The sequence below is a fragment of the Methanospirillum sp. genome, from assembly GCF_035560735.1.
Taxonomy (GTDB): domain Archaea; phylum Halobacteriota; class Methanomicrobia; order Methanomicrobiales; family Methanospirillaceae; genus Methanospirillum.
Genome location: NZ_DATMYY010000314.1, coordinates 1 through 5387, shown reverse-complemented (window position 1 = coordinate 5387; position 5387 = coordinate 1). Strand labels below are relative to the sequence as shown.

The window sequence follows — 5387 nt, the reverse complement described above, 5'->3', positions numbered from 1 at the left end:
GTACTTGTCCGTTCATGGAGTACTGGCGGACCATCAGAAATTATTTTCCCGTCACGCAGGATGATCACCCGGTCGAAGTATTCCATGTGCCACTCTTCATGTGAGACCATTACGATCGTCTGTTGCAGCTCATGATTGATCTGTTTGAAGAGGTCAAGCACGTTTCTGGAGCTTTCTGTATCCAGGTTTGCACAGGGTTCATCAGCAAACAGAATTTCAGGTCTGTTTACAACAGCACGAGCGATAGAAACCCTCTGCTGCTGACCGCCTGATAGTTCACTCTGCAGGGCATTATGGCGATGCCAGAGTCCGACCCGCGTTAAAATCTCCTTTGTCTGGGACAGGTACTCTTTCTCGCTGGTACCCCTGACCATAGATGTGAGGTAGACATTCTCCTCCACGGTAAGTTCAGGCATCAGGGCATAATCCTGAAAAACATACCCGAGTCGCTTCAACCTGAATCTGGATTTCTGTTGTTCTGTGAGAGTTGATACGTCTATGCCACCGATAAGGATCTTCCCACTAGTCGGTGTATCAAGAAGCCCAATCATATGAAGCAGGGTGGATTTGCCTGATCCTGATGCTCCCATGATCCCGACAAATTCACCTTTGCTGATAGAGAGGGTTACATTCTTGAGAGCATCCACAGTTATTTTCCCCATCTCGTACACTTTGGAGAGGTCTGTTATCTCGATCATAATCAGGCCCGCATTGCAGTCATTATGTCCTCACTCGCTACACGCCATGCTGGTATGTACCCGGCAATGGCTGCTGCAATGTAGAGTAGAATTGTGTTTGTGATGAGATCTGAGGCGCTGGCATAGGGGGTGACATCACCGTCAGGGAATTTGATTGGGTATAGGGTGAGCAGTCCGACCATTCCTTCAACAATGCAGACTCCAAGGATGGTACCGGCAGTTGTGAGCAGGAGAACCTGGAAAAGGTAGTTGTTGATGATGATGCTCTTCTCAACACCGATTGCCTTGAGAACACCGATCTGGCGACGACTGTTCAAAGTCTTGATCATGATGACAATAAAGAGAACAACGATTGCGATGACAAGGCTGACGATAACAGTAACACTGTTGATAATTGAGAAACTCTGAATTGCCCTTCCGAATGCTTCTTCAAGAAGATCCTGCCATGTCTTTACCTTCTCCTGGACTCCAAACCGCAAGATTGTCTGCTTCACCTGGGCTTCCGGAAGATCTGGTGCTGTTTTTATGATAAGCCCGGTAGATGTGTCAATCGGATGACCAAGTACACTCTCCATTTCGTTCCAGGTGACAAAGACATCCATATCTGCCTGATAAGAGCGGGTTTCAAAGATCCCTTTTACTCGATATTCACGGGTTACCCCGTTTGTATATTCGATAGTGACCGGGTCTCCGGTTCTGACATATCCAAGTGAGGAACCCATATCCTCATTCTTGTCTTTGTGACCGGCTGTCTGGATACCAATAATTACCTCACCTGTTTCGCCATCAGAGAGGTATTCTCCTTCTTTCATCTTCTTCCAGGTCCCGGTAACCATACGCTCATCATCAGGACGGACTGCAGTGACAGTTCCTCCGATCCGGTTTCCTTCATTTTTGAGTGTGGCCCCCATTGAATAATGGGCTGAAGCCCTGATGACTCCGGGAATCCTGTTTAGTTTATCTAAAAGACTGCTCACATCCTCGATATACTGTTCATTATCCTTTGTTTCGACAAGAATGTTGCCGGTCTGGTACTCGATGATCGATCGTTCAGAATTCTTGATTACCCCCATGATGATAGAGGACATGAAGATCATGTTTGTAAAGACCATCGCGATGATAAGGATAGAGAGGTAGAGACTTCCTCTGCTTCCCCGTGATAATCCCCGGATAGCGAGGAAGAATGATACCTTCAGGTGCTGCAGGCTCATGCCATCTCATCCGGGTTATTCTTCCTGCGCCAGTACCAGAAAACTCCGGCACCGATAACGACTAGAATGATAACACCTACTATAGTTGAGCCTGAATCCTCGGATCCCGGAATACCTTGTGAAAGTTCACGGGTGAATGAGTGCTCTCCCCAGTCATCGGTCCAGGTGATTGTAGCCTTGTACTTGTAATCCCCAGCCGGTGCTCCTTCAAGGATGAAGGTTGCCGGAGCATCGTTTCCTGGTTTTATCTTTCCGACAAATGCTTCCTTTGTCCCGACAATCGGAAGATCGATCTTTGCCGAGACAGCCTTTGCATCGCCTGTTCCGGTGTTTTGCACCCGTATCATCAGATCAAAGGCTTGTTTCTGTGAGACCCTGCTCGGAGTGGTCTCAACAGCAGTGATTCCAAGTTCAGCATTTCCCCTGACGTCGATACCTATGCTGCCTTGTTGTTCTACAGATGAGCCATCAATCTGGGCGTATTTCATTCTGACCGGGACTTCCACAAGTCCTGCCTGGATATTCTTATCTACGAGCAGGGAGAGATCACGAGTAACTGACTGGCCAGCTGCAAGTTGCTCTATCTGGAACGAACTGATACCTGATGCAATAACTGACGGAGGAGTTCCGTTTACCATTACCTGGATGTTGTCAGCCTGACTTGATCCTTCATTCCTGATTGTAATGTTACCATCTATCTTTGTTCCCGGTTTGACCATGGATGGAAATGAATTTTCAAGTGAGAGTGTTGGTGTCCGAAGAACCGAGAGTTGGGTTCCTACATTTACTGGAACCGGATATTTCAGACTCTGTCCATCCCTTACCCGAATCCATACCTCCGGGAAATACAGGCCGGTTTTCTGGGGTGCCTGGATGTAGAATGTAACAGGTATTGCCTGATCTGGTCCAATGTTCCCTTCAAATTTTGAGTCTGTACTGAGGAGGTCTATATCCTTACTCTTGAATGTAACAGAATCGATGTAGGGAATCACAGGTGAACTGAGTGATGTTGTATCTGCCCCGGATGTGATAGAACTCGTTTTTGTTCCAGAAGTTACTGATTTTAATGTAACTGTAAGTGTTCCTTTTTCTCCCGGTGTAAGGACTGCCGGTGTCACTTTGTAATCCTGGATGATCACTGATGGAACCTGGGCAGTATCGCCTGCTACTGATGCTGGGAGGTTGATAAGTATAAGTCCAAACAGGATTATCAGGGATAATTTCCAAGATATGGTGCAGTGATTTGAATTTTTTCTGATCATAGATCTCTGATCGATGCTTACATTGTGATGGTCTGATATCGTTTCTGATTGGGTAGGATATTGCAACAAGTCTACATGCCCTTCTCCCGGACTGGTATTTTTTTCATATCTTCGTAGATGTTCAATATCGTTATGGCTCCTTCATACAGAAGTGATAACCCGGCAACCAGGTGTAACACATGATAGATGTCAAGACTCCAGTTATCTGCTGCAAGTCCGAATAGAACCAGGGCTGCAATGATATGAAGACAAGCCTTCAATACTAGAAATCGAATGTTTCTCTTGATTTCAGCCTTGATTAAGGGATATGTCCAGACAATGGTCAGTAGTATGAGCAGGATTATGAGAAATCCTACAATGATCGGATCAGTCATGTATCCCCCTCATGATATTTTGGGAAAGAATATCATCCGGAAAATCAGGATTCATTAACCACCTTCATAGTGAGATCTCCGATTCCCTGGTTCACTGACAATGAGATGACTGGTGCCTGTCTATCCTGAACTGCATGGAAATACGTGCCTTTCTCTCCGTCGAGTCCTAAAATGCTTCTACTTCCTATACCATTTTCAACATGGGTTGCAATTGATGCATCAACAGGGAGAAGAATCGTCATACTTCCGATACCTTCTTCGATAGAGCCCATGAGGTGAGTTCCACTCCATCCTGAGAGATCAAGGATGAGATCCCCTGTACCCTGCTTGATAGAAAGGTCAGTCAGATTCGCATTTCCTGGTTGTATTCGAAGATTACCGGTATTCATTATGATCGAGAGTGATGTCGGTACCTTTTGTCCGAGGGCGAGATCCCACTGATCTTCTTTTGATAATGGATCAAGGCACATGGATGACTCCTGCTTCAAGTTCAGGTGACCTACCTTATCCATAGATGTGTATGAAATATCAGGTCCTTTCTGGGCATGCCCTCCTAAAATACTCCCTGATATGAGATTAGTCGTGTAATTTTCAGAAAGGTTGATGCTGCCGGAGTCCATCTCAAGTGTCACGATTGCATGATCTATCTTTCCCGATTCAATTTCAACCGGAGTGACTTTGGATTGGTATTGGGATTTGTATGAGTTTCCTTCAATGGCAGTAATAATCGCTCCGATAGTGAAGGAGATTACTGATATGATAAATAGCCATATGATAATCTTCCTAAGGGGTGGGAAACTGATTCCAGAGGTCATAATGTCTCCCTACCTGAAATTACTGCAATATTCCACCGAAGGTACCTGATCATCTGACGGTAACATATCCTGGTTAACCAATAATCAAGTGCAATCATAAGAAGACCTGATGAAGTAAGCCCAATCCCAAAGAAGATTGCTGCCAGAGGTGGTGTGTCCAGTTGCATGGGCAAGAATCCTAAAAGGATCAAAACCGCATATCCTGCCAGGAAAGGCCCGGCACAGGCGATTGAGAATCCGATGATGAGTATGAGCATGATCATGAATACCAGGATCAGGAACGGGAAAAAGACTACAAACAGGTTGAAGAGTCCGAGACCAACTGTTGCAAGAACAGCTCTCCCGATACCCCTGGCTGAGGGGCTTTCTTCAGCCCTGTTGACAAGAGAAACTGCTGCGTACTCTTTTCCAATTGATCTGGGATCGCCAAGTGCTGCTGCAATCTCTGTTTCTGTTCTCCCATCAACGATCCCCATTCTGAAGTGTTCATCGTAATCTGCAAGGATCTCTTCCTGTTCATCATCAGGAAGGGCTCTGATGGCCTGCCTGAGTTGTGACAAATATTCATCCTTCTGCATGATTTTCACCATTCAGCAGTCCATTTACTGCCACAATAAACTCCTGCCATTCGGCAACCAGTTCATCTCTGATCATCCCGCCTTTCGCTGTAAGAGAGTAATACTTACGTGCCGGACCTTCTGCAGACTCCTGAAGGTATGTAACCACATTTCCTTCATCCCGAAGACGCCTGAGCAGCGGATAAATACTTCCTTCTGATATCTCAAACCGATGCGAGATATCCTGGACCAGTTCATACCCATACCGATCTTTTTCACCAAGTAACACCAGCACACACATCTCCAGAACGCCTTTCTTAAATTGCGCGTTCATCGGTTCCTCCCTTCAGGCGCATCCCCGAAGAACGGCTTTTTGATTTCATAATTCTGATTAGTGACAGGTACTTTAGTTTTTTTAGTATCTTGCATTGCAAGATAGTGAATAATGCTTACACTTACTGGTATTAAAT

General features: G+C 45.7%; 7 protein-coding genes. All 7 read right to left on the bottom strand.

Going from position 1 to position 5387, the window contains the following annotated elements; genetic code table 11:
• On the bottom strand, positions 1 to 698 hold a 698-nt coding region (locus tag VN429_RS09235), incomplete at its 3' end, for an ABC transporter ATP-binding protein (RefSeq protein WP_325632459.1).
• 2 nt (positions 699 to 700) lie between these two features.
• The gene (locus VN429_RS09230; protein WP_325632457.1) at positions 701 to 1909 is read right to left on the bottom strand and encodes an ABC transporter permease; all 1209 of its coding nucleotides are present in this window, start codon (positions 1907 to 1909) and stop codon (positions 701 to 703) included.
• The gene (locus VN429_RS09225) at positions 1906 to 3171 is read right to left on the bottom strand and encodes a COG1361 S-layer family protein (protein WP_325632455.1); all 1266 of its coding nucleotides are present in this window, start codon (positions 3169 to 3171) and stop codon (positions 1906 to 1908) included. The genes VN429_RS09230 and VN429_RS09225 overlap by 4 nt, the downstream gene beginning before the upstream one ends.
• Positions 3172 to 3242: 71 nt before the next feature.
• The gene (locus VN429_RS09220) at positions 3243 to 3545 is read right to left on the bottom strand and encodes a hypothetical protein (protein ID WP_325632453.1); all 303 of its coding nucleotides are present in this window, start codon (positions 3543 to 3545) and stop codon (positions 3243 to 3245) included.
• A 44-nt stretch (positions 3546 to 3589) separates the two neighbouring features.
• Positions 3590 to 4360 (bottom strand): toast rack family protein, encoded by a 771-nt coding sequence (locus VN429_RS09215; protein WP_325632449.1) that lies wholly within the window; start codon positions 4358 to 4360, stop codon positions 3590 to 3592.
• Complete coding sequence (locus tag VN429_RS09210) at positions 4357 to 4938, bottom strand: HAAS signaling domain-containing protein (protein WP_325632446.1); 582 nt, start codon at positions 4936 to 4938, stop codon at positions 4357 to 4359. The genes VN429_RS09215 and VN429_RS09210 overlap by 4 nt, the downstream gene beginning before the upstream one ends.
• The gene (locus VN429_RS09205; protein WP_325632442.1) at positions 4925 to 5251 is read right to left on the bottom strand and encodes a PadR family transcriptional regulator; all 327 of its coding nucleotides are present in this window, start codon (positions 5249 to 5251) and stop codon (positions 4925 to 4927) included. The genes VN429_RS09210 and VN429_RS09205 overlap by 14 nt, the downstream gene beginning before the upstream one ends.
• Positions 5252 to 5387 lie beyond the last annotated feature (136 nt).